21 protein-coding genes are annotated in these 25,955 nt (G+C 67.3%); 7 read left to right on the forward strand and 14 right to left on the reverse strand.

Annotated features, from left to right (window positions below; all coding sequences use genetic code 11):
• Nucleotides 1-8 precede the first annotated feature (8 nt).
• The 3 genes from ACO2SS_RS26160 to ACO2SS_RS26170 all read left to right on the forward strand — a co-directional run bounded on the left by ACO2SS_RS26160 (nucleotide 9) and on the right by ACO2SS_RS26170 (nucleotide 2,977).
• Nucleotides 9-572 (forward strand): DUF6931 family protein, encoded by a 564-nt coding sequence (locus tag ACO2SS_RS26160; protein WP_423280799.1) that lies wholly within the window; start codon nucleotides 9-11, stop codon nucleotides 570-572.
• A gap of 156 nt (nucleotides 573-728) precedes the next feature.
• The gene (tagH, locus tag ACO2SS_RS26165; RefSeq protein WP_423280800.1) at nucleotides 729-2,297 is read left to right on the forward strand and encodes a type VI secretion system-associated FHA domain protein TagH; all 1,569 of its coding nucleotides are present in this window, start codon (nucleotides 729-731) and stop codon (nucleotides 2,295-2,297) included.
• A 140-nt stretch (nucleotides 2,298-2,437) separates the two neighbouring features.
• The gene (locus ACO2SS_RS26170) at nucleotides 2,438-2,977 is read left to right on the forward strand and encodes a hypothetical protein (RefSeq protein ID WP_423280801.1); all 540 of its coding nucleotides are present in this window, start codon (nucleotides 2,438-2,440) and stop codon (nucleotides 2,975-2,977) included.
• 24 nt (nucleotides 2,978-3,001) lie between these two features.
• Here the strand turns inward: ACO2SS_RS26170 and ACO2SS_RS26175 are convergent, their stop codons facing one another.
• The 8 genes from ACO2SS_RS26175 to ACO2SS_RS26210 all read right to left on the reverse strand — a co-directional run bounded on the left by ACO2SS_RS26175 (nucleotide 3,002) and on the right by ACO2SS_RS26210 (nucleotide 16,274).
• Nucleotides 3,002-4,417, reverse strand: a complete 1,416-nt coding sequence (locus ACO2SS_RS26175) for a transglycosylase SLT domain-containing protein (RefSeq protein ID WP_423280802.1) — start codon at nucleotides 4,415-4,417, stop codon at nucleotides 3,002-3,004.
• Nucleotides 4,418-4,737: 320 nt separating this feature from the next.
• Nucleotides 4,738-6,585 (reverse strand): serine/threonine-protein kinase, encoded by a 1,848-nt coding sequence (locus ACO2SS_RS26180; protein WP_423280803.1) that lies wholly within the window; start codon nucleotides 6,583-6,585, stop codon nucleotides 4,738-4,740.
• Nucleotides 6,582-7,439 carry a PP2C family protein-serine/threonine phosphatase gene (locus ACO2SS_RS26185; protein WP_423280804.1) on the reverse strand — a complete coding sequence of 286 codons (858 nt, stop codon included), beginning with the start codon at nucleotides 7,437-7,439 and terminating at the stop codon, nucleotides 6,582-6,584. Before ACO2SS_RS26185 ends, ACO2SS_RS26180 begins: the two co-directional genes overlap by 4 nt.
• A gap of 49 nt (nucleotides 7,440-7,488) precedes the next feature.
• The gene (gene tagF, locus ACO2SS_RS26190; protein ID WP_423280805.1) at nucleotides 7,489-8,175 is read right to left on the reverse strand and encodes a type VI secretion system-associated protein TagF; all 687 of its coding nucleotides are present in this window, start codon (nucleotides 8,173-8,175) and stop codon (nucleotides 7,489-7,491) included.
• Nucleotides 8,176-8,178: 3 nt separating this feature from the next.
• On the reverse strand, nucleotides 8,179-11,886 hold the full coding sequence (gene tssM, locus ACO2SS_RS26195; protein WP_423280806.1) for a type VI secretion system membrane subunit TssM: 3,708 nt from the start codon (nucleotides 11,884-11,886) through the stop codon (nucleotides 8,179-8,181).
• A 45-nt stretch (nucleotides 11,887-11,931) separates the two neighbouring features.
• The gene (tssL, locus tag ACO2SS_RS26200) at nucleotides 11,932-13,233 is read right to left on the reverse strand and encodes a type VI secretion system protein TssL, long form (protein WP_423280807.1); all 1,302 of its coding nucleotides are present in this window, start codon (nucleotides 13,231-13,233) and stop codon (nucleotides 11,932-11,934) included.
• Between the two features lie 267 nt (nucleotides 13,234-13,500).
• Nucleotides 13,501-14,838: a type VI secretion system baseplate subunit TssK gene (tssK, locus tag ACO2SS_RS26205; RefSeq protein WP_423280808.1), complete on the reverse strand. Its 1,338-nt coding sequence runs from the start codon at nucleotides 14,836-14,838 to the stop codon at nucleotides 13,501-13,503.
• Nucleotides 14,839-14,984: 146 nt separating this feature from the next.
• A complete protein-coding gene (locus ACO2SS_RS26210) occupies nucleotides 14,985-16,274 on the reverse strand; it encodes an adenylate/guanylate cyclase domain-containing protein (protein ID WP_423280840.1) in 1,290 nt (429 codons plus the stop codon).
• Between the two features lie 146 nt (nucleotides 16,275-16,420).
• On the opposite strand from ACO2SS_RS26210, the gene ACO2SS_RS26215 reads away from it, so the two are divergent.
• Entirely contained in the window at nucleotides 16,421-17,368 is a 948-nt protein-coding gene (locus ACO2SS_RS26215) for a Ku protein (RefSeq protein WP_423280809.1), read from the forward strand.
• Nucleotides 17,369-17,380: 12 nt separating this feature from the next.
• Here ACO2SS_RS26215 and ACO2SS_RS26220 read toward each other — a convergent pair whose 3' ends face one another.
• The 6 genes from ACO2SS_RS26220 to rpmI all read right to left on the reverse strand — a co-directional run bounded on the left by ACO2SS_RS26220 (nucleotide 17,381) and on the right by rpmI (nucleotide 23,734).
• On the reverse strand, nucleotides 17,381-18,568 hold the full coding sequence (locus ACO2SS_RS26220) for a serine hydrolase domain-containing protein (RefSeq protein WP_423280810.1): 1,188 nt from the start codon (nucleotides 18,566-18,568) through the stop codon (nucleotides 17,381-17,383).
• A 9-nt stretch (nucleotides 18,569-18,577) separates the two neighbouring features.
• Nucleotides 18,578-19,474 (reverse strand): DUF1186 domain-containing protein, encoded by an 897-nt coding sequence (locus tag ACO2SS_RS26225; protein WP_423280811.1) that lies wholly within the window; start codon nucleotides 19,472-19,474, stop codon nucleotides 18,578-18,580.
• Nucleotides 19,471-21,900 carry a phenylalanine--tRNA ligase subunit beta gene (gene pheT, locus ACO2SS_RS26230; RefSeq protein ID WP_423280812.1) on the reverse strand — a complete coding sequence of 810 codons (2,430 nt, stop codon included), beginning with the start codon at nucleotides 21,898-21,900 and terminating at the stop codon, nucleotides 19,471-19,473. The genes ACO2SS_RS26225 and pheT overlap by 4 nt, the downstream gene beginning before the upstream one ends.
• On the reverse strand, nucleotides 21,897-22,979 hold the full coding sequence (pheS, locus tag ACO2SS_RS26235) for a phenylalanine--tRNA ligase subunit alpha (protein WP_423280813.1): 1,083 nt from the start codon (nucleotides 22,977-22,979) through the stop codon (nucleotides 21,897-21,899). Before pheS ends, pheT begins: the two co-directional genes overlap by 4 nt.
• 130 nt (nucleotides 22,980-23,109) lie before the next feature.
• Nucleotides 23,110-23,487 (reverse strand): 50S ribosomal protein L20, encoded by a 378-nt coding sequence (gene rplT / locus ACO2SS_RS26240; RefSeq protein WP_423280814.1) that lies wholly within the window; start codon nucleotides 23,485-23,487, stop codon nucleotides 23,110-23,112.
• A 46-nt stretch (nucleotides 23,488-23,533) separates the two neighbouring features.
• Nucleotides 23,534-23,734 (reverse strand): 50S ribosomal protein L35, encoded by a 201-nt coding sequence (rpmI, locus tag ACO2SS_RS26245; RefSeq protein WP_171220119.1) that lies wholly within the window; start codon nucleotides 23,732-23,734, stop codon nucleotides 23,534-23,536.
• A gap of 211 nt (nucleotides 23,735-23,945) precedes the next feature.
• On the opposite strand from rpmI, the gene dut reads away from it, so the two are divergent.
• The 3 genes from dut (at nucleotide 23,946) to cysK (ending at nucleotide 25,951) form a co-directional block, all read left to right on the forward strand.
• Nucleotides 23,946-24,437 carry a dUTP diphosphatase gene (gene dut / locus ACO2SS_RS26250; RefSeq protein ID WP_423280815.1) on the forward strand — a complete coding sequence of 164 codons (492 nt, stop codon included), beginning with the start codon at nucleotides 23,946-23,948 and terminating at the stop codon, nucleotides 24,435-24,437.
• The gene (locus ACO2SS_RS26255; protein WP_423280816.1) at nucleotides 24,434-24,886 is read left to right on the forward strand and encodes an RrF2 family transcriptional regulator; all 453 of its coding nucleotides are present in this window, start codon (nucleotides 24,434-24,436) and stop codon (nucleotides 24,884-24,886) included. Before dut ends, ACO2SS_RS26255 begins: the two co-directional genes overlap by 4 nt.
• A 75-nt stretch (nucleotides 24,887-24,961) precedes the next feature.
• Nucleotides 24,962-25,951, forward strand: a complete 990-nt coding sequence (gene cysK / locus ACO2SS_RS26260; protein WP_423280817.1) for a cysteine synthase A — start codon at nucleotides 24,962-24,964, stop codon at nucleotides 25,949-25,951.
• Nucleotides 25,952-25,955 lie beyond the last annotated feature (4 nt).

Here is a 25,955-nt window from a genome sequence, read left to right on the forward strand (position 1 = left end):
GGTCGCCGATGTCGCGCCTCCGGTTCATGACGGCCAACGAGGTATTCGAGACCTTCCCGGACCTCGCGGACGACATCCGCACCCCGGCGAGCCTTGAGCCGCCGCCGGCGTTCCTACGGGTCCTGGCCGCGGGCGATACGCCGGAGGACGCGCTGACCTTTGCCGCCTATGCTCTTGCGCGGCGGGAGGCGGTCTGGTGGGGCTGCCAATGTGTGCGCTCCGTCGCCGACATAGTGCCCGGTTCGGAAGATTCCTGCCTCCTCAGCGCCGAGGCCTGGGTTCGGGATCCCGAGGATGCGCGGCGCATCGAGGCCCTGAGGCTCGGCAACGAGAGCGACAGGCGCGGCCCGACGCCATGGCTGGCACTGGGAGCGGGCTGGTCGGGAGGCAACATATCCCTCCTTGGCGGCGCGGTCGTACCCTCCAGGCCGGATATGACGCCGAAGGCGATCAAGACGGCCATTCTCGTCGCGCTCGCGCGCGTTGGGGCAAGGGAGCGGGCTCAGCGCCTCAACCTCTGCGTCGACGGAGCCTTGAGGCTCATGCAGCACGAAGGGGGGCAGACCGCCTGAGCGGCCCCGGCTGAGCGACGAAACTCCCGCTTGCGGTGGCGACTTGGCCGCGCGATCCTTCCTCCCGGACATCTTTTGCTAGCCCACGGGCGAGGCGTCGCGCAGCCCTGGCGCCGTCCTGCCGGCAGGGCAGTCGACGGGGGAGGTCGGCGACCCATGGCGGTTCACCTGATCATCGAGAACGAGGCGAGCCTCCCCGATGGCGGTCCACTGACCTACACGATCACGGGCAAGCGCGGGATCGATATCGGCCGCGACGCCTATTTGGATTGGTGCCTCCCCGACCCGACGCGCACCGTGTCCGGAAAGCATTGCGAGATCCGCTATCGAGACGGCGGGTACTGGCTGCACGACGTGTCGCGCAATGGCACGTTCCTGAACCGCAGCGCCTCCCGCATGCAGGAGGCGCATCGGCTGCGGGACGGCGATCGGATCGAGATCGGCCGCTACATGATCCTGGTCAGGCTGGAGGGGGAAGAAGCCTCTGTGGCGGAGGCGCCGGGCCCGGAACCGGTCCAGGCCGCGCCAGCGCCCTACGAATACTGGAACGCCTCGGCGGACGCGGCGCCGCCGATCTCGCCGAAGGACCTGCGGCCTGCACGTGAGATGCAGCCCGTCCAGGCGGATTTCCGCGAGTGGGCGATCGATGTGCCGCCGCCTGTCCCGGAAGGGGGATATCCGCCGCCTCCGCCCATCTCTGCGCCGATGGCGGAAGGTATGGACTGGGCCAGGGGGCCGGCGCCCCGGCCGGTGCAGCCCGAGGCCGCCGCTCCGATGCCGAGTCCACGCCGCCCCGCCGCGGCGCCGCCGGCTCTTTCAGACCCTTGGGCCGCCGGGGATGCTGGGCCGGCTCCGGCTCCCTGGCAGGGTGTGGCCGCGTGGGGGCAGGGCCAACCCGGTTCGCAGGCCCCGATCCCGGCGTCTCCGGCTTCCTGGGCGCCGGACATCCCGGCTGCTGCGGAAGCAGGCTGGGCAGAACTGGGTCCAACCTCGCCGAGACCCGGCGCCATACCGGACGACAATCCATGGGGGCGTCCGTCGCTCGGGACCGAACGGGTTCAGCCTCTGCCCCCGGTGAACGCGCCGCCCTCCGAGGCGCAGCCGGCGCAGGCTCGTCCCGCCCATCCGGTTGCTTCGAATGAGGGAGCCGACTTCGTCGCTCGCTTCGCCAAAGGTGCGGGCATCGCGCCGGAGATTCTCGATTGGCGCAATCCCGGGGAATTCGCCGAGGAATTGGGCGCGCTGATGCGCCTCTCGACCGAGAGCCTGAAGCAGCTTCTATCCGCCCGCGCCGAGACCAAGCGGGTCGCCCGCGCGGGGGGGCATACGATGATCCAGGCCCTCGACAACAACCCGCTCAAGTTCTCGCCCACCGTCGAGGATGCGCTGAAGATCATGCTGGGCAGACCCTCCAGCGGGTATCTCGATGCCCGCCGGGCCCTCGAGCAGAGCTACAAGGACCTGAAGATCCATCAGGTGAAGACCTACTCGGCCATGCAGCACGCCCTCCGGCTGCTGATGGAGGATCTGGATCCCGCCGCGATCGAGGAATCCAGCGAGAGTGACCGAGGGCTCGGTGCGCTGCTCAGTTCCAAGAAGGCAAAGCTCTGGGATCTCTACGTCACTCGCTGGGACACGCTGACATCTCCGCACGAGGACGGGATCGTGGACGCATTCATGATGTTTTTCGCGGAATGTTACGACCGTGGTGGCGCCAAGAGTTGACTGCTCGTCGTCTGTGGGATGATTGCGACACCCGGTAGTGAATCCGAAACGGTATCTGGGCATAGACTTGGCTCAGCCTCGATCGGGGGTGACACCAAAGTCCAATTTCGCTAGCGTTCGAGTCCCGAAGGAGAGAAGCGATGCCGCCTCGGTTCCGTGTGCTGGCGCTGGGCGCCGGCGTTGTCGGATTGCTGTCCGCGGCAGGTGTTGCGGCGGCTCAGGGCGGCGCCTCTCCTTCCCCCGGGCCCGAGGCACAGATGGAGGCGAAGCTCGCCTGGGCGAAACGCCACGTCGAACTCGTGTGCCGTCCCCTCGAAGAGCAGAAGATGTTCGACCGGGCAACGCGCTGCTACAACGACGTCGCCCGGCTCGTCGGCGCCACTCCGGCGACGGCAGATAATTCTGCGGGCGCGCCACAGCCGACGGCCCGATCGGCGCCCGCCGCCGCCCCCGCAGCGCAGCCGAAGAGCGCACCCTCGCCGCGTCGCGCGCCGGTCAGGACTGCTGCTCAGCCCGCCCTGATCCGGGTGGCTGCCACTTCGATCCGGTCGCGGCCTGCCCCGCGCCCGGCGGCCGTCACAGGCGTCTACGCGGCGCCCGCCGCTGCGAGCGGCCCGAGCTTCAACCGCTGCGCGCAGATGAGCTGCATGCGCTACACCCTTCTGGGCGTCGGGTTCTGACGGTGCTTCCCTCCGCCTGAGGCATCACTGCCCGGCCGAGCGGGGGTTCTCGGACTGCCTGCCCGGCGCGGTCCGCTGCCCGCCCGCGACCCCGTGGACGTTGCGGTAGCGATCCAGCCGGAGCGATATCATCGTCTCGAACTTGTCCTTGACCTCCGAGACGGACAGCTTCTTTGCGCCGCCATCCGGGGCACTCGCATAGAAGATGGTCTTGTTCGCCTCGGCCGGCTTGGGCAGCAGCTCGGCCGCGGCGAGGGTTGGCGTGTTCGCGACGCGGTCGATCAGGCGCTCGGCCCCGTCCGGTCCCAGGAAGTGGACGAGGTACACCTCGCCCCCGGTCAGCGGTCGGCCGATCTTCTTCTGGATTCGAAGCGCGTCACGCTTGAGCATCTCCGCCGCGAAGACCGCGGACAGGTATGCGTCCCGGCGCAGGCTCAGGATGCGCACGCGCTCCTCAGGCGAAAGCGCGCTCTGGATGAGCTTGGCTTCCTTGTCCAGGCCGTAGGCTGGGCCGAAATCCCTGACGACGCCGAGCCAGGTTCTCTCGATGAACTGGAAGAGGCCGGTCGCAGATGACGTCTGGGCCTGGACCTCGGTGGCGAAGCTCGATTCCTTGTCGGCGATCGCCATCAGGAGGACAGGATCGACCTGGGTCTGGCGGGCTGCCCGGATGATCTTCTCCACGAGGTGCCGGCGGATCTTCATCGGCCCGAAGGCGAGGAGCTCGTCAGGGTTTCTGGGGCCTCGCGCCTCGAGCTCGAGGGCGAGCGCGCTGTAGGCGGCAAGCTCCGGCCGCTGCTGGCCCTCCTTGCCCTTGAGGGCCGAAAGGTCGCCCTTCAGCAGCGATTGGCCGACGGAGGGAGCGAGCTTCACGGTCGGGCTCGAGAGCGGCTTTGCGCCGCCCGCGACTTGCGTGTCGCCTGGAGCGGGGGCAAGCCGGATGGAAGGCATCACCGACGCCGAGCCTTCGGCCTCGATGTCCTCGACGTCATAGAGCTGCTCGGCGACCTCCGCCGACACGAGCAGGACGGGCCGATCCGACGCCAGGCTCAGGATGGCGGTCGCCTGGGCGAGCTCCGGATCCTCCTCCGGCGCCTCAGGGACTGCGAGCCAGCCGATGCTCGCTCCGATCCCGGCAAGTACGACGATCCCGGCAAGCGCCAGATATTGCCACCGCGCTCCCAGTTCCCCCGGGAACGTTCTCGCGGCGGTCGACCGTGCCGATCCGACCCGACGTGCCTCGGGGTGAGCCGCGAGGTCCTCGGTGAAGTCCCGGACGCCGTCGAACCAGTCGACCTCTCCCGCCCCGGCTTCGCTCTCCTCCTTCAGAAGCTGCGCGCCCTCGAAGAGCTCCTGCGCCACCTCAGACGAGACGCCGAGCACCCGCCGAATGTCCCGCGGGGATAGGCGTTCCTGGCCGGCGACCAGGTAGATGGCCATGAACCATTGCTTGAGCGTCGGGCGAGGGCGGGCGAACGGGCTCCCGACACACGGGAATACCTGCAGCCCGCACCCGCGGCATGCGAGTGCGCGCCGCTTCGGCACGTAGCGGTAGCCTGCATGTGCATCGCACGCCTTGCACGGGCTGTTCCCGTGCTGGATGCGCCTCACTGCCTCGAGGCAATTCTCCTCCGACAGCTGCGCCTCGAGGGCCTCGACATTCCGCACGAGCAACACCTCGGCCAGGCAGCTTCCCTCAGGGCCAAGCCTGCCTCAGTCTACCGGATCCCCTCGGCCCGGGCGAGCGGAACCGGGTCGGGTCAACCACCAAGCTTGAAGTATCGCGCCGCTACCCCGGAGACCTGGTGGCGGGCAACGTCGTCCTGAAGCTGGCGGAAGACGCGCTCGGCGCTCTGCGGGCTGGAAAGCTTCAGCGAGGGCAGCGGGCGCGGGGACGACACGGCGAGGATGAGCTGGGGCTTCTCCCCGCCCGAACTGCCCTCCACGCGCAGGCTGAACGAGAGGCTGTCGCCAGTCCGTCTCGCAAAGGGGGCCAGGTTGTGGACCAGCCCGTCATCCGCCACGAGCAGGAGCTCGATATTCTTGTCCGCGCCGGCATCGACGGAACCGCTGAGCTCCTCTCCACTGCGCAGCCTGTCCGATTTGATCGCCAGCACCGGTGAACGGCCCCCTCGCTGTCCACCCTCACGCGCCAGGAACTCGACCACCGGACATTGCGCCCGGGTCACCTGCCTCAGACTGATCTCGGGCTCGAAGCCCATATTGCGCTGAAACGCGGTGTCGAATTCCATGAACGGCGTTGGACTTGCCCCGAAAGCCTCGATCCGGGCTTCTCTGACCGCCACCGCGATGGGCGTCACGAAGAAGCATTCGCCTCCCGTGTAGTCCCTCACGTACCCGGCGACCTGCTCCGGAGTGGCCGGACCGGAAAGAGCCGATGGGAGCGGCTCGGCCGGCACCAGGTCAGGGGCCGCTGGCGGCGGCGGGGGAGGCAGCGCTGCGACTTCAGAGCCGCCTCGCTGAGGCTCAAATGCCGGGACGACAGGAGAGGTGGGTTCGTTCTCGGTAGGGCGGGAAATTGCCTGCCGCCCCGGATCCTCGGCGAGCAACGCCTCGTTCTGCGGCAGATCCGGCAGGCTCGCCTGCGGGCTCGACGAAGAGGCCGCGCGCTCCGGCGATTGTTGCGGCAGGAGCTTGAAGAGCTCCGGCGCGAAGATCCAGCCGGCCCCGCCAAGGGCTCCCAATGACAGAGCGATGCTGGCGGCGATCGCGACAGCCTTCGCTCCCTTCCCGGCGCTCCGCCCTCCGCTCGGCGCCCATTCGGCCACCTCGGCCATGCCCGCGGGCCGGTCCTTGGGGTTCGGCTGCAGCATGCGCTGGAGAAGCGGCCGAAAGCGGGGATCAACGCCGGAGAGGTCCGGGACCCGCCGGCGCTTCTCGATGACGTCGACATGGCTATGGCCCATGTCGATCGGCTTGCCGAGGGCGGCCTCGGCCAGGACGAGCCCGAGGCTGTAGATGTCGGATTGGGCGGTAACGTTTCCGCCGAACAGACCGAGCTGCTCCGGCGACACATAGGAGAACTTCCCCGCAAAGCCGCTCCCGATCACCGTTCCTTCGCCCTGTCCGGAGCGAGCGATGCCGAAATCGATGATCTTGGCACGCGCCAAGTTTTCGTTCGGGAGGATGATGTTGTCGGGCGAGACGTCGCGGTGGATGATCCCGAGCTCGTGCGCAGCCTGCAGGCCCGCAGCCAGGCGCTTCTGGAGGACGCGGAGCTGCTCCAGGTTCAGCGGGCCCTTTTGAAGGAGCTCGGAAAGGGACTTTCCCTCGACGAACTCCATCGCCAGATAGGGAAGTCCCCGGTCGATCGAGAAGACGAAGTAGCGGACGATCGCCTCGTGATAGAGGTTGCGAAGAGCCGATGCCTCCTTCTTGAAGAGGGCGAGCGCCGCAGTGTTCTGAGCGAATTCCGGCCGGATCGTCTTGATGGCGACCTCATCCCCGGTCTCGATGGCGTGGCCTCGGTAGACTTCCCCCATGCCTCCGGTCGCCAGGAGGCAGTCGATCTCGTAGATCTCGTTCAGCCTGTATCCCGGGCTGATGCGGCTGAACGGCCCTGGCGCGATGATGGTCTCATCGCTCATTGCACGTCTCCCGCCTCGGAAGCCGGGTCATGCATGGTCCCGCGCAGCGAAGCTGCGTCGGATGCCGTCGGTCCGGCCCCACGCGGCGTGTCCTCTCCGTAGCGCAGGACGATCACGGTGACGTTGTCGGCAGCTCCTCGTTCCAGCGTGAGCGCGATGAGGGCATCGCTCGCATCCTGGCACCGGCTGCTTTCAGAGGCGGCAAGGATCTCGCGGTCTTCGACATGGCCCGTCAGGCCGTCGGAGCAGATGACGAAGGTGTCTCCGGGCAGGAGCGTGCCGTGTTCGAGTTCCAGCTCCGGTTCCTCCCTCACGCCGATCGCGCGCGTGATGACGTTCTTCCGCGGCCATGTGCGCGCCTCCTCGGGCGTCAGCAGGCCGCGCTCGACCAGGTCCCGCACTTCCGTGTGGTCGCGCGAGAGCTGGGCGATCGCATTATGGCGGATGCGGTAGATCCGGCTATCGCCCGACCACACGCAGGCGAAATGGTCTCCGAAGGTCAGTAGGATCGCGACGGTCGAGCCGACGATCCGTCCACGCTGCCTTGCGATCTCGTGCAGCGTCATGTTCGCGCGCAGAATACGATCCTCGAGCCTCGCCAGGAGGTCGGCGGCCGATACCGCCGTCCCGATCGTCTCCAGGCACTGGACGACGGTCGAGCTCGCCAAGGCGCCGGCCTCGTGTCCTCCCATGCCGTCCGCGACGGCGAAGACGCCGTTTGCCGGGGAAACGAAGTAGCTGTCCTCGTTGACCTGCCGCACACGTCCGGGATGGCTCGCCGCCCCGACATCGAAGATGCCGGCCCGCTGCACCAGGTCGGAGTTGAGACCGGAACCTCGGGTTTCGGGCGCCATGGAGCATCTCATCCGGTAGCCGGCCGAAAAGCGCGCTCGCGCGAGGCGATCATAGCGTGTCGTCGAAGCGGCCCGTCAACATGCCCGCAAAGGCATACGGGTCCGGCATGCGGCGGGCGGCGAGGACCTGTTGTGCGAATCCTTCCCCTCCAAGCGTCCACCAGAAGGTGGCCGACCCGTACAGGCGGACATGGTCGAGCTGTCTGATGCCGGACAGGGCCTCCTCCAGCGCACGTCCTTGCAGCGGCGCGGTCACGCTGCCGTCGGGCAAGCGATGGAAGGTGCCCTCCTGAGCGGAAGGACAGCTCGCCCGGGCGGGGGGGAAAGTTTCGATGGCGCCTGTCAGGGCTTCGAAATCCGTGCCTTCGCTCAGAGCCGAGAGGAGCAACTCCTCCGCTTTGGACAGCCACTCGTCGTTGGAGTCGATTTCAGGCGGGGCGAGTTCCTCGCCCGGTTCGCAGCGCACGAAGATCGTGAGGGGAAAATAACGCCCGACGCCATCCACGGAAGGCATGATGGCGCCAAGAACCGGAGCGCCGCAGATCTCAGCACCCAGCCAGAAGCGCCAGATCGGCGCGCGCAGATAGGCCTCCTGCCAAGCCGGACCAAGCTTCACGCGGCTTGCCGATATTCCACCCTGGAGCCAGGGCTCCCAGGCCGCGAGGAATTCGCGCGGCGTGGAAACCGCGATGAAGTCGCGCTTGGCCGGGAGTTTCCCGTAGAGGCCGCAACGCATGACTCAGATCCCGGTCGGGCAGCGGAACTCGCGCAGCGCCGGAAGTACGAGCGGGTTCAGGATCGAGCTCACGTTGAACCGGTAGGACAGCTCTCTCCCACCCGCGACGAAGGTCGCCACCACGCTATCGCCCTGCCGGAGGACCGAGCCCGAATCCAGCATGCGGAAGAGCGACCAGGTCCCGGTACGTTCCGCAAGGAGTTGCGGAGGTGTGGTCTGCCCTCCACCGAAGAAGCCCCCGCCGACAGTCTGACCTTCAAGGCTGATCGCGGTCCGGCCGAGCCCGCCGGGGCCGGGCCACTGCACGGTGGAGGGCGTGTTGATCCCCTGCTGCGTCACGACGGGGGTGCCGTTGATGTCGAGCTTCGCGCGCGCCGCATCGCCCGCCAGGGTCAGGGGGGTCACGGCCATGGTGATGGATGGCATGTTGCCGCCCGTGCCAAAGAACGCGTCGCGGATCTCCGAGGCGCGCTGGAATTCCCGCAATGTCGAAGGCGAGAGCGAGCGGGCGATCTGGTCGTCGGGCCGCCACGTCCATTGCGCCCGCGAGCGATCAGCACGCGGTGCCAGGTTCGTCTGGAAGAACTTGTCCAGGATTCCGTTCGGAGCAAAGAGGCGGGCGAAATCCGCGATCGGCACCTCGCGTTCGCTGCTCCGGGTGAACGGATAGCGGTTGGTCACGATCTGCTGGCAGTCCCGCGTCACCTGATCCGCCAGCATCTGCGCCAGCTGCGAGACCGCGGCTCCTGTCGCGCTGCCCTCGAACTCGTTCGCGATGCCGCGGATCATCGGCTCGAACGGCGGCGGGAAGCGCGAGGCGAGGGAGCGGAGATTCCTGGTCTGCGTGACGAGGTTGATGTTTGCCGCCTGCGCCATCGAAGGGTTCGTCGCCTCAAGGGCCGCGTTCTTCAGCTCGTTGAGGTTCTGGATCAGGACGTCGACCGTCCGCCGGCCGGCGTCGCCCTCGAGCAGCAGATGGAACTGTCGGAAGCTCGCCTCGATGTTGGCGCCGGGCGCCTCGTTCGTCGGTATGGCAAAGCGGTCCGGCTGTGCCGCGCTCCCACCGGCGGCTCCGCTCCCGCCTCGGCCGCCGAGCGTACCCTCCAGGGCCAGCCGCCCGAGAGCCGAGGCAGTATTCGCGACGCTGGACGGGAGGGCGGCCTGAACGCGCGTTTCCGCGGCGCGCATTCCCGCATCGGCAACGATGGCCTTCGCCTTCCCCGTCCGAGGATCGATCGATTGCGTGCCACCGCCATTCTGGGCTGCCCGGTTCGCGCCCGGCCTCTCGCGAGTCAGCCGGGTCTCTTCCCGCAGGGACTCGATGACCTGCTTGAGCGGCGAGGTCGGGGCCGAGATGGCTTGGAGCGCTGTATAGCGAGGCTTGTCGGTGGCCAGCGGGCGAAGCTTCAGCCGGCTTAGGGCAGTCGTCCAGGAGGGTACGAATTCCCGGGCGTAGATCTTCAGGAGGTCGGCGAATAGCGAGCCGTACTGCGCCGTGTAGGCCTGCTGTTGGCCAGCAGCGCCGAGAACCCACCGGTCCCGGTCGGCAACATCGGCCACATCCCCGAAGCGGTCGATGAAGGCTTCGAAAAAGCCGTCATAGGTGAAGAAGAAGGGGACCCGGATGACGTCGAGGTCACCTCCGCCCACCACCTCGAACACGATGTTGGCGTCAGGGCCGCCGGCCTTCACCACCGTCCAGTCGCGCTGCGGCGCGGTGCGGGCCTGCGACTTCAGCAATTCGTAGGTTCGCTCGGCGACGCTCAGTCGCGCAAGGGTCCGCTGGCAGTCCTCGACGAGGGATTGGTTGATGGTCACGACCGGTGAAGAACCATCCTCCAGATCGAGCATCGCGACGAGATGCTGTTCGAGGAGTTCCCGGCCCTTGGCAAAGCCAGCGCCGGGGTAGAGCGCCTCGGCCCAGTCGCGACGCATCCAGTTGATCACGAGGTCCCGGTCCGGCGGTGCCTCGGGCCGCCCGCCCAGCATCAGGTAGACCTTCAGGGCCTCGTAGATGAAGCTCGGATTGTTGCGGTTGGCCTCGAGCAACTCCTCCATTCGGAAAATCAGGCGTGAGCGGAACATGCGCTCGAGGCCGGTGTGGTAGGTCGTCTCGGATGCGGATTGCAGGCGCTCGCGCTGGCTCAATCCCATGGTCGCGAGGACGGGCGTGCCGTCCTCTCGAAGCGCATACCCGGCCGGGAGGTACCGGAGCGTGTTGAGCAGAGGCAGCACCTTGGCGAAGTTCCGGTCCGCCACGACGGCTTCGCGGAGAACCTCGGTTGCGTCGCCGCGGTACTTCGCCAGTTGCGTGTTCGATTGCTGGATCAGCTGGTTGTTGCGCAGATAGCTCGTCCACCAGAGCCCGACGAGCGTGGCCGAGATAACGGCGATCGAGGCATAGGCAGCCACGCGAAGGACCGTGGCCCGCCGCACCGCGCTACGGTTCGTCGAGACCCACCCCGCCTCCCCAATGACGACTTTCTTCAGAAGGTCGGTCAGGAAGTAGCTCTTCCCGAGGCCCGAGTAGCTCGCCGCGCCGAAATCCTCAGAGCCGAAGGACCGGGACAGAGCGCCGATCAATTGGTCGATCGGCGTGCCCTGCTGCGTGCCGGAGGTGAAATAGAAGCCGCGGAGCGTCGCGTTGGAGTGGTATCGGCTGGGCTCGAAGATCCGATTGAGGAAATCGACGACGTGCTTCTTCGACGCTGCGACCTGGCTCGGGAAGCCGAACAGCACGACACGAGCGGTCGGGTTGGGCTCCTCCTGCAGACGATCGGGCAGCCACTCGTTCAATCGCTCCACCAGGGCGTCGAACTCGGCCGGGACCTCCCCGATCATGTTGCGGGTCTTGTCGGCCGTCTGGAAGGTATGGCCCCACACCATCCGCCGGTCCGGCTCGGAGAGATGGCCGAAGAATTCCGTGAACCCCGAGACGAGATCGGCCTTGGTGAAGAGTGCATAGACCGGGAAGTCGACCCCTAGCCGCTCGTGCAGTTCCAGCAGCCGCTTGCGGATGGCGTTGGCATGCGCCTCGACCTCCGCCTCGCCCGCGCTAAGAAGGTCGTCCAGGCTGATCGCGATCAGCACGCCATTGATCGGCTGGCGCGGGCGATTCTTCTTCAGGAGGTCCAGGAAGGCGAGCCAGCTCGCGCGATCCGCCTTCGCGTCCGAGTCCTGTGTCGTGTAGCGGCCCGCCGTGTCGATCAGCACCGCGTCTTCCGTGAACCACCAGTCGCAGTATCGGGTGCCGCCGCTACCCGCGACGGCTTCCGGCGTCTTGCCGGTATTCAGCGGAAACTTGAGCCCCGAATTGACGAGCGCGGTCGTTTTGCCGGAGCCCGGGGGGCCGATGATGATGTACCAGGGCAGCTCGTAGAGGTAGTCGCCCTTGCCGCGGGCCTTCCTCAGCGTCGCGAGCGCATCCTTCATCGCGCCGCTGAGCACCACGCCGTCGCTGGAACTTTCCTCGGCGGCGCTCAGCGCCTCCTCGATGGCCCGGGCGGCCTTGCGGCGCTTCCAGATATCGTAGCCGACATAGGCGAGAGCGACCGCGATGATGGCGGTGCAGATCGCGAGCGGGACCCAGAGCCCTTCGAGAGGCCGGACATCGCCGATTGCCACCAGGGGCCCCGCCCACCACACGATTGCCGCGAGGGCGAGGGCGCCGATCAGGATGGAGGCATATCTGAGCCAGGTCTTCCACGTCATGGTGCCTGCCTCGGCAAGTGGGCGGATCTCATCGCTGCTCCGCCGTCACACGCTGCGGGGAATGATGATCTCGACGCGGCGGTTTTTCGCTCGCCCGTCTACCGTGTCGTTCGGTGCGATCGGCACGTCCGCACCCTTGCCTTCCACCTCGATCCGCTCCGGCCGCGTGAGCTTGGCCTTCATCAGGGTGGCGACGGCCTTTGCGCGCTCCTGGGACAGGACGAAATTGGAGGGAAAGCGCACGTTCTTGATCGGCTGCGCGTCGGTGTGGCCGACGACCTTCAGGGCGCCGGGCTCCCGGTCGAGCAGTTCCGTGAGACGCTGGACCAGTGTCGCGAATTCCGGCTTCACCTCGGCCCTTCCGGGCGCAAAGAGCGCCGCCGCGACCCGGATCACGACCTGGTTGCCGGTCTCCTGCACCGAGAGGTTGCCGTTGGCGATCTCGGCCTGCAGCGCCCCCCGGAAGCGGGCCAGCTGGCTCTGCGGTGGTGGCGGAGGCGGGGGCGGCGGCGGCGTGTAGATGCGCCGTTGGATGCCGACCTCGGTCGTCGGGTGAACCGTGACGAGTGCTGTCGCGGCGGCCTCGGCGCCGCCGGACAGCAGCATTCTGAGGACGAAGAACAGCCCGAGCAGCAGAACGCCCACCACCGAGCCGACCGCCCAGACCGGAAGCTGGAAGCGCGAGACCGCGGCCGCGATCGCCTGGCCCTGCCAGCGCGGGGAGACCTCGCGGCTCGGCTGGCGGGTGCGCCGGAGGAGTTCGTAGAGGTTGCGCTGGATCGTCTGGAGGGTGGCGGCGCCGCCGGCCGTTGTGCCGTGGATACCCCGGAAGCCAAGAGCCAGGCAGGCGTGCATGAGCTCGAGCAGGTAGTAATTGCCCGAGGGATCGACCTTCGCGCGCTCGAGCTCCTCGAAAAACTTCACGCCGCCGATCCGCTCGCCAAAGAAGCGGGAGAGCATCGAGTACTGGGTCCAGACATGCCGGTCGTCCGTCGGAATGTTCTGGACGATGTCGTCGGCGGTCGCGCAGACGACGTACTTGGCGATCCGGGTCTGCTCGGCGGAGATGCCGGCCGTGCGCGTGTCGCGCTCGAACTCCTCGATCGTCGAGGCGACCTGCTCCATCAGGTTCGCGAAAGATGCGCGCGACAGCTGGACCCGCAAACGCCCCAGCAGGAGCAGGAGGGGACCGCCTGCCCGCAGGAAGGGGTTCTCGTTCGGCGCTACGACAACGTCGCGCTTCAGGATGAGGGCGCGTCGCCGCTCCCCAGGATCGGGTGCTGCCGGGGGAGCCGCTGGCTGCGGGAACGCCCAAGACTCGTCCGCCGCTGGGGGGGCGCCGGGCACGACGCCGTACGAGGCGGGAGCGAAAGCCGGCTGGGAGCTGGGAGCGACTGGTGCGGCCGGACGAGGCGGCAAAGGCGGAGGAGGCGCGAAGGACGGCGTGGGATTGGGAGCGGAGACCGGGGCCGGAGGAGGTTCGGCCCGCCGTCCCCCTGGGTTCGGCAGAATGATGGTGCGGTCACTTCGACCGAACGGGTCAAAAGGTTTGCTCATCGCCCCCTCCGCCCGAATGGGAGCTCTCGGAAGCCGGATAGGAGGTCCGGCCGCAGGTCACCGCCGTCCCTCCAGCACCGCCCAGAGTTCAAGCTCGAGCTCCGGCCAGTCGCCGGAAAAGTGCATCCCGATGGAACTCGCGACGCTGAATTCCGGCCAGAGCGGCGACTGCCGGTCTAGCAGGAAGTAGACGTGGTCCGTGATGGCCCGGATCTGGGGCGGCGGCGTCGGAAGATGCACGAGACCGACGCCGGGTAGATGGGCATGCACGATCTCGTTCATCTTCGTGTTCGGGCCGACCTTGAACAGGTGCGGGAAGTGGCCCTGGATCTCGGTGAGCGGGCGCCTGGCGGAGACCTCCAGCACTAGGGCCGCGTTCCGGAACAGGTTGCGGTCGCGGATGGTCGAGACGAAGGCATTCGGCGCACGCTCGATGATCTCGAGCCGGATCGCCCGGCGCCCGAGCTGCGCCGACAGGAAGTCCTGGATGTCCCGGACGAGCGGCGTGAATACCTCTTCCAGATTGTCGTGATCGTAAGCGGGATAGTTGCGCGCCCGGCGCTCGGCCGTCGCAAAGGTCGCAAGCTCCCCGGCGATGCGCAGGAATTCCTCGTAGAGCCGCTCTGGGTGGATGTAGCGGGACTGCCGGAAGTGCTTCAGCACCGGGACGTGCCGGTTCAGCAGTTGCAGAACGAAGTAGTCGGCGCTCTGGAGGCCGCCGCCGGCGGTTGGGTCGGCCGCGTAGCGGGCCAGCTCCTCGAGCTTGTTGTCGATCCAGCCGATCACGCGATCGATCCACCCGTCGATCACGGGATGCGCGGCGCAGCTCAGAACCGGTGGCGCGAACTTCTCGTCGAAGACGATCGTCCGGTCCCGCACCTCGAGAACACGCGCGATGGGCAGGCTTACATAGCCCGGCTTTCCCGTCCGTCGCAGCTCGAAGGAGAGACGAGGATGAGCGACGTCGATCTCTTCCTCCATTCGCAGGGCGGATGTCGCGTCGATAAGGACTTCCGTCGCGGGATAATACCGGCTTGCGCTGTCAGCCTCTGCGTCCTCCACTTCCCGTGTGTTGGCCGCCGCCAGCGGCAGCGACAACCATAGCAACTGCTTCCCGGCCGTTTCGGGCACGTCGATCGGAGGGGGAAGGGGCGACGACCCTGGAATGTCGAAAGGCGTGCCGTCCGGCATCACGCCGGTCGCGCGCCGCACGGAGAACTTGCTCTGCTGAGCCAGATCCCGGTCGATTTCGATTGTGGAGAAGCCCCAAGGATAGGGCGTGATGTGGCGGACCCGGCTTTCGAGCAGCGCCTCCATATAGCGGTCGTTCTGCTGAAGGTGGTGCGGCCGAAGGAACAAGCCTTCGGACCAGACGACCTTGCTTGTCCAGGACATCGCGTACCCTGTTCCCCGCCCCAGGTATAAAGCCAGGCCCTACAAGGCAGCAAGCAAAGCCGCCTCGCATTTCACCTGTTCAGGGTCGCATTTCTGGTATGTTTCGCCGGTGTTCCGGCGCACTCTGCAATGCAACGGGATGGGGATTATTCCGCGGCTGTCATCACGGCGGCGGCAGGCATCTCGGCCGCTGCTTTGAGCCGGTAGATCGGGACGGGCTCCAGAAAACCGTCGAGCGGGTGCCGGCCGATCATTTCGGGGTCGCCCCAGAGGTGGTCGGCGAACGCCTTCGACATCAACAAAGGTTCACGAAGCACCTTGTTCATCTGTGCGATGCGGCTGGCGAGGTTCACGTCGGGGCCGATCACCGTGAAATCCAGCCGGGCGCCGGACCCGACATTGCCGTAGGCCGCTTCGCCGTGGTGGAGCGCGATGCCTGCGTCTACGCGCGTCGGAAAACGTCCTTCCTGGTTGGCCTGCTCGAGGAGGACGAGCCCGGCCACCGCGGCCGAGAGGGCCGCTTGAGCACTTTGCCCGGTATCGTCGCCCCGGTCGCGGAAGATCGCGAGCAGGCCGTCGCCCAGATACTTCAGCACCTCGCCGCCTTCGGCATTGATGGGCGGTACGAGACAATCGAAGAAGGTGTTCAGGAGCTCGACCGCCCGTTCGGGCTCGAGCTCGGACGAGATACGTGTGTAGCTCCGCATGTCCGCGAACAGGATGGCCGATCGGATGCGGCTGACCTCGCCACGCTGGATCGTGCCGGATAGGATAGCCTTGTGCGGCTCGTCGCCGACATAGATGCGAAGCACGTTGTCGAGGCGCTGATTGACCGAGCGCGTCTCCAACACGGCGGCGAGCGTCGGCATGACGAAGCGCAGGACGGAAAGCGCCCTTGAGTCGAAGCCGTGCTGCGCGCGGGTCGCAAAGGTCACGCCGTTCCGCGTCCCATTCGTGAAGCAGAGCGGAACGCAGACATAGTACACATATCCCTCCGCCTTCAGCTCGGGGATGATGTCGAAGGCGTCGTCCGGAGTGGTGCGAAGATCGAGGATGAGCCAGCGTCCCGTCCGATGCGCCTCGGCAAAGGGGCTACGCTCATAGGCGCGCTCGGATTGCTCGCCATGGGGGAAGAGCTTGAACGCGAACCCGTTCTCGCGCGTCCAGACGCGCCCGATCCCGGTATATTCGGAATGGAGCGCATCGATCGCGGTCGTGATCCGATCGATGGGAACGCCCAGCGCATTCAGCCGGTCGGCCAGGCCTTCCAGCAGCGGCGCCCAGTCTTCGAGGCGCGCGCCCTCGGCGAGCAACCAGTCGCGAAGCGCCAGCCCCGGCTTGAAAAGGGCAGGGTCGAGATCCCTGATTTCCTCGCCCTGGGTATCGGCGCTGGGCCAGGCGCAGGCCCGCGGGGCGGCTGGTTCGGAATCGAGCATTGCGTGCAAGGTGGTTCCCAACCTCTTCGATGGCAAGCAACGCCTCCGGCTCGGGTCCGGATCTGCGGCGGGAACGAGTCGATCCGAGGAGTCGTTGAGTCGCCCGAGTCGAGTTCCCGAGTGATCGTAGCGTACGGAGTCCGCCAATGGCGCCCCGGTCCAATTGGAAGGGCTACCTCAAGCTGTCGCTTGTGTCTTGCCCCGTCCAGCTCTTTCCGGCCACGACCACGAAGGAGAGGGTCTCCTTCCACCTCCTCCACCGCGATACCGGCAACCGGCTCCGCCGCAAGCTCGTGGACCCTGAAACGGACGAAGAGGTCGAGTCCGACGAACAGGTGCGGGGATACCAGGTCGCGAAGAACGAGTACGTCGTCCTCGAAGAGGACGAGATCGAATCCGTCGCGATCGAGTCGACCCATACGATCGATATCGAGACCTTCGTTCCTCGCGACGAGATCGACGAGACTTTCCTCGACACCCCCTACTACCTGACGCCCGACGGCAAGCTGGGCGAGGAGGCTTTCGCCGTCATCCGCGATGCGATGCGGGAGAAGAACGTCGTCGGGCTGGGACGGGTGGTTCTCTACCGCCGAGAGAGGCCGATCATGCTCGAGCCTCGCGGAAAGGGGCTGGTCGCGACCACGCTTCGCTACGCCTACGAAGTCCGGGAGGACGAGGACTACTTCGAGGATATCGGCGAGCCGGAGGTGTCCGAGGAGATGCTCGACCTCGCGACCCACATCATCGGCCGCAAGATGTCGCACTTCGATCCCAAGCGGTTCGAGGACCGCTACCAGAATGCCCTTCTGGAATTGATCAAGGCCAAGCAGACGCACCAGCCCGTGAAGCTCAACGCACCGCCGAAGCCGACCAACGTCGTCAGCCTCATGGATGCCCTCAGGCGGTCGATCTCGGCCGACCAGGACAATGCGGCCGCCGAACCGAAGGGGAAGGCTGCGCCTGCTGCCAAGGCGGAGAAGGCGCGCGCGGAGCCCAAGACGGCCAAGAGCGCTGCAACCGCCAAGACCAAGCCTGCAGCGGCTGCCCGGCGCACGCCGGCGAAGGCGTCGCAGAAGCTGAAGAAGGCGAGCTGAGCGGCGCTCAGCTCAATCCACGATGGCTGCGTAGACGAGCTGGCGCAGCATGCGCCGGTAGTGCTCACGCCGTCCCGGCGCCTGCACCATGATCAGGCCGTACAGCTCCTCGCGCGGATCCACCCAGAAGCTCGTCCCGCCGAGGCCCTCCCAGTAATAATCGCCGGCCGAGCCGGGGAAGCTCGCGATCCCGTCCTGGCGGCGCACGGCGAAGCCGAGCCCGAACCCATAGCCCTCCGGCAGTATGTCCGGCATGATCCGGATCTCGGGCCCGAGATGGTCCGCCGTCATGTAGGCGAGGGTCCTCGGCGAGAGGAAGCGCACGCCGTCGAGCTGCCCGCCCGAAAGCAGCATGTGCAGGAATCGCGCGTAGTCGGACGCCGTGGAAGCAAGCCCGCCGCCGCCATTCTCCATCGCGACTTCCTTCGCGACGTCGAGGAGCGCCTGGGGCTCGCCGGTCTCGGGGTCCGTCGGGAAGGCTTCGGCGATGCGCGCCTGATAATTCGGCGGGACCATGAAGCCGGTCTCCATCATGCCGAGCGGCTCGAATAGCCGCGTCCGCAGGGCGACCCCGAGCGACAGGCCGGTGACGACCTCGATCACGCGTCCCACGAGGTCGGTCGAGCGGCTGTAGTTCCACTCGGCACCTGGATGGGCCACGAGGGGGAGGGTCGCCAGCAGCGCCGCCTGTGCGGGGTTGCTGCGGCTGCGCCGTCCGGCTTCCGCCTCCGCGTAGGCCTTCTGGACGGGACCCTCGTCCATCCACTCGTAGGTGAGACCGGATGTGTGTCGGAGAAGGTCGTGGACCGTGATCGGCCTTGCTGCCGGCACGAGCTCGGCGCAGCCGTCCCGCTCGGCCCTGACCTTTACGTCCGAGAACTCGGGCACGAACGCGCTGAGCGGATCGGAGAGGAGCAGCCGGCCCTCTTCGACCAGCATCATCAGGGCGACCGAGACCAGCGGCTTGGTCATCGAGTAGATGCGAAAGATCGCATCCCGCTCCATCGGCTCGTCGCGGCCGGGATCGCGGCGGCCGTAGGCCTTGAAGTGGACGACGCGCCCGCGCCGGGCGACGACCGTCACGGCTCCGGGGATGAGACCCTTTTCGACGTCGGCCGTGACCACGTCGCCGATGCGCCCGAGGCGCTCGCGCGACATCCCCACATCCTCGGGCTTCGCCCAGGCGATCGTATCCGACATCGTCCCTCCCTAGGGGTGCTCGGTCTCCTTGCCGAGGCAGCACTTCTTATACTTCTTGCCCGAGCCGCAGGGGCAGGGGTCGTTGCGTCCGACATGCCGGAGCGGGTTGTGGACAGGCTCCTCCGGCTCGGCCTCCTCCTCGCTCTCCAGAGCGGCCTCGAGTTCGGCGACGACGTCCTCGATCAAGCCGAGCTCGCGTTCCCGGAAGCGGGCCGGATCGTCCGGCTTGGCGACGGCCTCGGCTAGCGTCAGCTCGAACCAGTCCGGATCGCCTTCCTCCTCGAGAAGGCGAGCATCCGCCCGCGCTGCCTGAATCCGCGGTGCGAGGTCCTCGAAGCCGAGAAGGGCGACCGCCTCTTGCCAGCCCGTCCAGGCGGAATCTCCGGCCCGGGCCGGGCGGGTCTCGTCGAAGCGGACCAGGAGTGCTTCCGCCCGCTTGCGCGGGATGCGATCCGAGAAGACCAGGAAGGCGTAGGCGCCGAACAGGTTCCAGCGGACGAATTCGTCCGCTTCCCGATCGAGCAGCGCATCTTCCAGCGCCGCCGGATCGCCGTCGAACGAACCCGCGACGATGCGGGGCAGGGTGGTCCCGACCGCATCGCCGATGAGTTCGCCGAGCGGCTCGGCGGGACGGCGGAGAAGCCGTAGCAGGGGTGCATGCAGCCGGCAGTCCCGGGCAGCGCCGAGGACGTGGACGCCCCAGAACAGGAGGTTCTGCTCGCGGCCGGTCAGGTCCTCGCCGGAGGCCGCACGCTCCACGACCTGCAAGACGAATTCAGCGACGGCCTGGGGCCGTCTGACCGCCTCGTCCAGCGCTTCGGCCGGCAGGTGCTGCGCGACAGATAGGGCCTCGACGAGGTTCACCCGCCCGCCCGGGATGAAGTCTCCGCCCCAGGCCTCGCTCACGAGCGCAGCACCGCGCCGGTCTTCTTGGCGACCGCGGCGATGATCCTGGCGGAGACCTGCTCGAGCTCGGCATCGGTCAACGTGCGCTCGGCGGGCTGCAGGGTCACCTCCAGTGCGACGGACTTCTTGCCGGGTTCGATGCCGGCGCCTTCGTAGACGTCGAAGAGCGTGACCCCGGCGATGAGGCCGCGCTCGGCATTCTCGGCCGCCCTGACGACCTCTCCCGCCGCGATCTCGCGTCCGACCACGAAGGCGAAGTCCCGCCGCACGGGCTGCAGGTCCGAGATGACCAGCTTCGGCTTCATCTTCGTCGGCCGGTATTTCGGCAGGGGAAGGTTGTCGAGCACGATCTCGAAGCCGACCATCGGGCCTTTGGCGTCCAGGGCCTTCAGGATGCGCGGGTGCAGTTCGCCGAACGAGCCGACGACGTTCCGAGGCCCGAATTGCAGGGTGGCCGAGCGGCCGGGATGAAACCAGTCGGGGCCGCCGGGCACGAGCTGAAGCCCGCCCGTCGACACGCCAAGAGCGGAGAGCAGCGCCATGGCGTCCGCCTTCGCGTCGAAGACATCCACCGGGCTAGCGCTTCCATCCCAGTGACGACCGGCGCCGGCCGTGCGAGCGGTTCCCCGTCGCAGGGCCGCGGCGTTGATGGCCTGACCCTCGGGCTCGTCCGTGGCGAAGCACTGGCCGACCTCGAACAGGGCCACGTCGCCATAGCCGCGATCGGCGTTCCGCTGCGCCGCCTTGATCAGCCCGGGCAGCAGGCTCGGGCGCATATCGGAGAGATCCGCCGCGATCGGGTTGGCGAGCTGCAGGGTCCGGGCGCCGCCGCCGAACAGCTTCGCCTCCGCGTGAGCGATGAACGACCACGTCACCGCCTCCACCAGGCCGCGCGAGGCAAGCTCGCGCTTGGCGAGCCGCGTCCGCTTCTGCAGCGGGGTGAGGATCGGCTTCACGACACCCGGCTGGATGCGCGGGAGCGGCTGGGACACGACCCGCTCCAGGCCGGCAATGCGCACGATCTCTTCGACGAGGTCGGCCTTGCCTTCGATGTCGGGCCGCCAGGACGGCGGCAGCACCTTCGCGCGCTCGTTCGCGGCGTTGCCGGCCACCGTGAAGCCGAGCTCGGTCAGGATCGCCTTCGCCTCCGGACGGGGGATGTCCAGCCCGGTCAGGCGCTTCACCTCGTTCCAGGGGAAGTCGATCGGGTGCTCGCGATCCGGGATCTCGCCCTCGAGCAGGATTTTCGAAGCCTCGCCGCCGCAGAGCTCGAGCACGAGCTTCGTCGCGAGCTCGAGGCCCGGGACCGTGAAGGCCGGGTCGACGCCGCGCTCGAAGCGATAGCGCGCATCCGAATTGATGCCGAGCCGCCGCCCCGTGCGGGCGATGTTCAGCGGGTCCCAGAGGGCCGACTCGATGAGGACATCCGTCGTGCTCTCGTCACAGCCCGAATGCTCGCCGCCCATGATGCCGGCGATGGATTCCGGGCCGTTCTCGTCCGCGATGACGACGATCTCGTCATCCAGCGCGTAGGTGCGCCCGTCCAGCGCCAGGATCTCTTCGCCCGGTTTGCCGCGACGGACCGTGATGGCGCCCGCGACCTTCCCCGCGTCGAACACGTGAAGCGGCCGGCCACGGTCGAAGGTCATGAAATTGGTGATGTCGACCAGCGCGTTGATCGGCCGGAGGCCGATCGAGGCCAGGCGCGTCTGGAGCCAAGCGGGCGAGGGGCCGTTCTTGACGCCGCGCACGAGGCGGAGCGCGAAGGCTGGGCAGAGCTTGCGGTCCTCTTCGGCAAAGTCGAGCGTCAGCTTGACCGGCATGGCAAAGGACCCCGGGACGGGCTCGACCCGCGGCGTCTTGATGGCCCCGATCCCGGCCGCCGCCAGATCCCGCGCAATCCCGGCTACCGAGGTGCAGTCCGGCCGGTTCGGCGTGAGGTTGATCTCGATCAGTGGATCGTCGAGCCCGGCATAGCCGGCATATGGCTGCCCGACTGGCGCATCGGCCGGAAGGTCCAGGATGCCGTCATGGTCGTCCGAGATCTCGAGCTCGGCCGCCGAGCACAGCATGCCGCGGCTCTCGACGCCCCGGACGTTCGCCACGACGAGCGTAATGTCCTTGCCGGGCACGTAGGTCCCGGGCGGGGCGAAGACCGACTTCATGCCCGCCCGCGCATTCGGCGCGCCGCAGACGACCTGGACCGGCTCACCCGTGCCTGTATCGACCATGCAGACCCGAAGCCGGTCGGCATTCGGGTGCTGCTCGGCCGAGATAACGGAGGCAATCACATACGGCTTCAGCGCCGCCGCCTTGTCCTCGACGCCTTCGACCTCGAGCCCGATGCGGGTGAGCGCCTCCGTGATGGCGTCGAGGGATGCGGAGGTGTCGAGGTGCTCTTTGAGCCAGGAGAGGGTGAATTTCATGACGTCAGCCCACCGACGAGGCTCGGGAGATCAAGCGGCCTGAACCCGTAATGGTCGAGCCAGCGGACATCCGCATCGAAGAACGCGCGCAGGTCCGGCATGCCGTATTTCAGCATCGCGATCCGGTCGATGCCCATGCCCCAGGCGAAACCCTGGTAGACGTCCGGATCCAGGCCGCAATTGCGCAGCACGTTGGGGTGAACCATCCCGCAGCCGAGAATCTCGAGCCAGTCGCTGCCCTCGCCGAACCGGATCTCGTCGCCGCGGCGGGAGCACTGGATGTCCACCTCCATCGAGGGCTCCGTGAAGGGGAAGAAGGACGGCCGGAACCGCATCTTCACCTCCTCGACCTCGAAGAACGCCTTGCAGAACTCCTCGAGGATCCACTTGAGATTCGCGAGGTTCGCCTCCTTGTCGATCACCAGCCCTTCGACCTGGTGGAACATGGGCGTGTGGGTCTGGTCGGAATCGTGCCGGTAGGTCCGGCCGGGCGTGATCACCCGGATCGGCGGCTCCTGGCTCTTCATCGTGCGGATCTGGACCGGCGACGTGTGCGTGCGAAGCACCTTCCGCTCGCCCTTGTGGTCGGGCTGCAGGAAGAAGGTGTCGTGCATCTCCCGCGCGGGGTGCCCGACGGGGAAGTTCAACGCGGTGAAGTTGTAGTAGTCCGTCTCGACATCCGGGCCTTCGGCGACCCGGAAGCCCATGTCGGCGAAGATCGCCGTGAGCTCGTCGATGACCTGACTGATGGGGTGGATGCGACCGCGCGTTTCCGGCGCCTCGCGGACCGGAAGGGAGACATCGACCTTCTCGGAAGCGAGCCTCGCCTCCAGCGCAGCATCCGCCAGCGCCTCGCGGCGGGACAGGATGGCGCCCTGGACCGCATCACGGAGCCCGTTGATGAGCGGGCCCTTCTCCTTCCGCTCTTCCGGTGTCATCCGGCCGAGGGTCTTCAGGAGCTCGGAGATCGAGCCCTTCTTGCCGAGGGCGGCTACGCGCAAGGATTCGAGCGCCGCCTCGTCGGAGGCGGCGTCGACTTGGGCGAGGAGGTCGCGTTCGAGTGTCTGGAGGTCGGTCATGACTGGGCGATCTGCTTCGAACGCGTCATCGCCGGGCTGGTCCCGGCGACCCCGATCGGAGAAAAGCGGCGCCTCAGCCTATCGGGATGGCCGGGGCGAGCCCGGCCATGACAACCAAGAAAGGTTGGTCTCAGGCGGCCTTGACGAGGTCGGCCGGCAGCGCGGCCTTCGCCTGGGCGACGATGGCGGCGAATGCCTCCGGCTCGCGAATGGCGATGTCCGACAGGACCTTGCGGTCCACCTTGACGCCCGCCTTGGCGAGGCCGTCGATGAGGCGGGAATAGGTCAGGCCATGCTCGCGCGCAGCGGCGTTGAGGCGCTGGATCCAGAGGGCGCGGAACGAACGCTTCCGGTTCTTGCGATCCCGGTAGGCGTACTGCATCGACTTCTCGACCGCCTGCTTGGCGATCCGAATCGTGTTCTTGCGACGGCCATAGAAGCCCTTCGCCTGATCCAGAACCTTCTTGTGCTTGGCGTGGCTCGTCACGCCGCGTTTCACGCGGGCCATGGGGGATCTCCTGGGAAGCTAGTTGTCTGCGGGGGCGTGTGGTTCTTCAGCCGTTCGGCAGGAAGAACTTCTTCACGTTGTCGGCGTCGCCCTTGAACAGGGTGGTCGTGCCGCGCAGGTTGCGGATCTGCTTGTTGGTCCGCTTGATCATGCCGTGCCGCTTGCCGGCTTGGGCCCTGATCACTTTCCCCGTACCGGAGATCTTGAAGCGCTTTTTTGCGCCCGACTTCGTCTTGAGCTTGGGCATTTGGCTCTCCTGAACGCGCCGCGCCCGGGCGAACCCGGGCGGCGCTTCCGTTATCTGCTTGGAGCAGGGAATGAACCGCCACGGCAGCCCTACGGCCGGGCGGTCCAGAGGCGCGGCTTATGGCAGAGAGGGCCGGAAACTGCAAGCACTTGTGCTTCCGGCGTGCTGGTGGAAATTCCTCGCGGATGAGCTGCACGAGAATGGGCTGTCGATGAACGTAGACGTAAAGCTACTCGACTCCCGCCTGACGGAGTGGGGCTTTCCTCATTGGGGCTCCGCGATGGCCGCGGGCCTAGACCTCTTCGCCTGCCTGGAGGAGCCGCTGACCCTCTCGCCCGGCGATCCTCCGGCCCTCGTCTCATCAGGCATCGCCATCCGCATCGGAGATCCGGGCTGGTGCGCACTCATCGCGCCGCGGTCAGGGCTCGGGCATCGCGGCCTCGTCCTCGGCAACACGATCGGCATCATCGACGCCGATTACGAGGGGCCTTGCATGATCTCGGCCTGGAACCGGAACCCGCCGGCCTCGGGCGCGGCAATCACCATCTCCCCGGGGGACCGGCTGGCGCAGATGCTCTTCGTGCCGATCGGGCGTCCGACCTTCAAGGTCGTCGAAGATTTTCCCGGGGCGAGCGCCCGCGGGGCGGGAGGGTTCGGGTCGACCGGGATCGGCAGCACGGCTGTGATGGAGCCGCGGCGTTGAACCTTCTGTCGCGCCGCACGCTCCTGGCCGTCGCCGCCGTGGTGGACGTGGCGCTGCATGCCCGTCCCGTCCCGGTCAGCGCGAAGGCGCTCGCAACGCGCCACGATCTGCCGCCGCGCCACCTCGAGACGATCCTCCAGGCCCTTGTCAGGAGTGGGATCCTCAAGGGCCTGCGCGGCCCGCGAGGTGGATACGAGCTTGCCCGCGAGCGGCGGCGGGTCTCGGTCGGCGACATCGTTCGCGCCGTGCAGGGCGCCAGCGGGGGGCGCGAGGAGGAGGGCGGTGGCACGGCTCCGCGCTCGGCGCTCGTCGAGGAGGTCGTCTCGCCTGCGATCGCAGCCGCGGGGGAGGTCTTCCTGCGTGAGCTGGACGGGATTACCGTCGAGGATCTGTGCCGACGGGTCGACACAGCGGGCCCCGGCGACCATCCCGTGGATTTCACAATCTAGTAATGTGCAACATTGCATTCATCGACATGGATCTGGAAATAAGGTAGGTCTGTTGCAGAATTTCAGGAGGACGGCATGGCTCAGTCAGCATTGAGGCACCCGGCCGGCGAGCACCGTACGCGCGGCCGCGGCAGGGTCTACGGTTCCATCACGGAGACCATCGGCGACACCCCGTTGGTCCGTCTCGACCGCCTCGCGAAGCAGAAGGGCGTGAAAGCCGAGATCCTGCTGAAGCTCGAGTTCTTCAACCCGATCGCGAGCGTGAAGGACCGTATCGGCGTCAACATGATCGACGCGCTCGAGGCATCCGGGCAGCTGAAGGAGGGTGGCACCCTGATCGAGCCGACCTCCGGCAATACCGGAATCGCGCTCGCTTTCGTGGCCGCGGCGCGGGGCTATCGCATGATCCTCGTCATGCCGGAGACGATGTCGCTCGAGCGTCGCAAGATGCTGGCCTTCCTGGGCGCCGAACTCGTGCTCACGCCCGGCCCGCAGGGAATGAAAGGCGCGGTCGCCAAGGCCGAGGAGCTCGTCCGCGAGACGCCCGGCGCCGTCATGCCCCAGCAGTTCAAGCACCCGGCCAATCCCGAGATCCACCGGATAACGACGGCCGAGGAGATCTGGAGCGACACTGGCGGGGAGCTCGACGTCTTCATCGCGGCGGTGGGTACCGGCGGCACCATCACGGGCGTCGGAGAGGTGCTGAAGCCGCGCCTGCCGAACCTCAAGGTCATCGCGGTCGAGCCGGAAGATTCTCCCGTCCTCTCCGGCGGCCAGCCCGGCCCGCACAAGATCCAGGGCATCGGCGCCGGCTTCGTGCCGGACGTGCTGGATCGCGCCGTCATCGACGAGGTCCTGACCGTCTCCAATCAGACCGCCTTCGATACCTCGCGCCTGCTGGCGAAGGTCGAGGGCATTCCGGGCGGCATCTCGACCGGGGCGAACGTTGCGGCGGCGCTCGAGGTCGCGGCTCGGCCCGGGATGGAGGGCAAGCGTATCGTGACGATCGCGCCGTCCTTCGCTGAGCGCTACATCTCGAGCGCGCTCTTCGAGGGCATCGGTTAGCCGG

It is taken from the genome of Enterovirga sp. CN4-39 (genome assembly GCF_049446235.1).
Lineage (GTDB): Bacteria > Pseudomonadota > Alphaproteobacteria > Rhizobiales > Beijerinckiaceae > Enterovirga.

Excerpts from the sequence above, each read along its gene's own strand:
- ACO2SS_RS26160 (WP_423280799.1), top strand. The coding sequence starts at position 9 with ATGTCGCGCCTCCGGTTCATGACGGCCAACGAGGTATTCGAGACCTTC.
- tagH (WP_423280800.1), top strand. The coding sequence starts at position 729 with ATGGCGGTTCACCTGATCATCGAGAACGAGGCGAGCCTCCCCGATGGC.
- ACO2SS_RS26170 (WP_423280801.1), top strand. The coding sequence starts at position 2,438 with ATGCCGCCTCGGTTCCGTGTGCTGGCGCTGGGCGCCGGCGTTGTCGGA.
- ACO2SS_RS26175 (WP_423280802.1), bottom strand. The coding sequence starts at position 4,417 with ATGGCCATCTACCTGGTCGCCGGCCAGGAACGCCTATCCCCGCGGGAC.
- ACO2SS_RS26180 (WP_423280803.1), bottom strand. The coding sequence starts at position 6,585 with ATGAGCGATGAGACCATCATCGCGCCAGGGCCGTTCAGCCGCATCAGC.
- ACO2SS_RS26185 (WP_423280804.1), bottom strand. The coding sequence starts at position 7,439 with ATGGCGCCCGAAACCCGAGGTTCCGGTCTCAACTCCGACCTGGTGCAG.
- tagF (WP_423280805.1), bottom strand. The coding sequence starts at position 8,175 with ATGCGTTGCGGCCTCTACGGGAAACTCCCGGCCAAGCGCGACTTCATC.
- tssM (WP_423280806.1), bottom strand. The coding sequence starts at position 11,886 with ATGACGTGGAAGACCTGGCTCAGATATGCCTCCATCCTGATCGGCGCC.
- tssK (WP_423280808.1), bottom strand. The coding sequence starts at position 14,838 with ATGTCCTGGACAAGCAAGGTCGTCTGGTCCGAAGGCTTGTTCCTTCGG.
- ACO2SS_RS26210 (WP_423280840.1), bottom strand. The coding sequence starts at position 16,274 with ATGCTCGATTCCGAACCAGCCGCCCCGCGGGCCTGCGCCTGGCCCAGC.
- ACO2SS_RS26215 (WP_423280809.1), top strand. The coding sequence starts at position 16,421 with ATGGCGCCCCGGTCCAATTGGAAGGGCTACCTCAAGCTGTCGCTTGTG.
- ACO2SS_RS26220 (WP_423280810.1), bottom strand. The coding sequence starts at position 18,568 with ATGTCGGATACGATCGCCTGGGCGAAGCCCGAGGATGTGGGGATGTCG.
- pheT (WP_423280812.1), bottom strand. The coding sequence starts at position 21,900 with ATGAAATTCACCCTCTCCTGGCTCAAAGAGCACCTCGACACCTCCGCA.
- pheS (WP_423280813.1), bottom strand. The coding sequence starts at position 22,979 with ATGACCGACCTCCAGACACTCGAACGCGACCTCCTCGCCCAAGTCGAC.
- rplT (WP_423280814.1), bottom strand. The coding sequence starts at position 23,487 with ATGGCCCGCGTGAAACGCGGCGTGACGAGCCACGCCAAGCACAAGAAG.
- rpmI (WP_171220119.1), bottom strand. The coding sequence starts at position 23,734 with ATGCCCAAGCTCAAGACGAAGTCGGGCGCAAAAAAGCGCTTCAAGATC.
- dut (WP_423280815.1), top strand. The coding sequence starts at position 23,946 with ATGAACGTAGACGTAAAGCTACTCGACTCCCGCCTGACGGAGTGGGGC.
- cysK (WP_423280817.1), top strand. The coding sequence starts at position 24,962 with ATGGCTCAGTCAGCATTGAGGCACCCGGCCGGCGAGCACCGTACGCGC.